We start from the raw sequence: 1,498 nt of genomic DNA, 5'->3' as shown, positions 1-1,498 counted from the left end.
CTACGACTGACCAATTAACTAACAAGGATTTCCATAAGCCTCTGTCGAAGTATTAAATACAACTTTGATGGAGGTTTCTTTTTTATGCCACTTCCGAAGAATCGCATTGTGCCAAAAGAAAAAAAATATTTCAGACCTGAATTCGAACATTGCCTCCATTGCGGTGCAAATCTCAAGAGAAGTCATACTGCTTGGAAAAAGAACATTTCCACTCTCAACGGAGTTATCCAAGTTTGGAGCATGGCTTATGCATGCTCCAACGCGAATTGCGAATTTCAGAACACATATTACAAGTCTGCAGAAGCGGATCTGCTTGCTATGAAACATACTTCTTACGGTTTTGACGTGCTCGCCCTTGTTGGTCAACTCCGATTCAAGCATCACATGACCATTGCTGAAATAACCGAGGAACTGACAGACCGAGGTATCGCCACATCTGAGCGGAATTCCCAGCGTTTGTATGAGCGGTACCTAACGTTGCTGCGTTCTAGTGTCACGGATCACGTGAAGGAAGTACTCAATCAAGTGGTAGAAAAGCACGGCGGAATTATGATCTCTATGGACGGCGTTCAGCCAGAGAAAGGAAACGAAACGCTGTATGTGATTCGGGAGGTATTCAGCGGCACCATTTTGGTTGCAAAGAGCGTAAAGAGCAGTTCAGCAGAGGAACTAAAAGATCTCATCCAGCCGGTGATCGATCTTGGTTTCCCCATCATCGGAATTGTTACGGACGGCCAGCAGTCCATTCGTATGGCCATGGAGTCGCTGCTTCCCAATGTCCCGTATCAGTACTGCCAGTATCACTACTTAAAGGATATCGCTAAGCCCGTTGTCGATCTGGACCGTAAACTCAAGACCGGCATAAAGAAGAGTCTGCGTGGCATTCGAGAGATCGAAAGAAAACTCGAAAAGAGTACCCCCGAAGAATCCGAGGTCGTCAAGGATTACCTGGCAGCCGTTCGCTCCTTGCTCCTCGAAGATGGTAACCCGCCGTTAGATTTACCCGGCGTTCGGATTTACGAAACCGCCGAAGTCATTCAGGCATCTCTTCAATCATGCCTGGATAAAAAAGGGGCCCTCGCTACTCCAAAACGTTTTCAGAATATTCAACAAACTGACTGAGTTTCGGGAACTCTACGTGGAGGTAAAGCGTTGGTCACAACCCCTGCATCACGTGGCGAATATCTTGAATCCGGCGCTTGACCAATCCAGTGAGTCCGTGCAGTTTCAAATGAAGTGCCTCTTGAACTGGGTAGAGCAAACGTACACCGGAGAGACCGATCAGCCCATGGTCAAGAACTTAACCAGTTACACAAAAGGTTTTTGGAAAGGGCTTTTCACTTGCTATGACCACCCACATGTTCCCCGTACTAACAATGATCACGAGCGATTTTTTCGAAAAACCAAAACACGTCATCGTCGAATGACAGGACTAAGAAGCTGGAACGAATACATTAATCGTTCCGGGGAGTTTGTCGTGTTCGTCGATGACGCCCTT

Annotated in this window: 2 protein-coding genes; both read left to right on the top strand. The window is 46.8% G+C overall.

Annotated features, from left to right (window positions below; translation table 11 throughout):
• Positions 1 to 84: 84 nt before the first annotated feature.
• The gene (locus PT964_RS26310; protein WP_274366328.1) at positions 85 to 1,122 is read left to right on the top strand and encodes a transposase; all 1,038 of its coding nucleotides are present in this window, start codon (positions 85 to 87) and stop codon (positions 1,120 to 1,122) included.
• Between the two features lie 64 nt (positions 1,123 to 1,186).
• Positions 1,187 to 1,498: IS66 family transposase (locus PT964_RS26305; protein ID WP_274366327.1), on the top strand; the 312-nt coding region annotated here is incomplete at its 3' end.

Origin of the sequence: Paenibacillus thermotolerans (assembly GCF_028745515.1) — a bacterium.
Classification (GTDB): domain Bacteria; phylum Bacillota; class Bacilli; order Paenibacillales; family YIM-B00363; genus Paenibacillus_AE; species Paenibacillus_AE thermotolerans.
The sequence above is the reverse complement of the archived record's forward strand: the minus strand, read 5'-3'. Positions and strand labels throughout refer to the sequence as shown.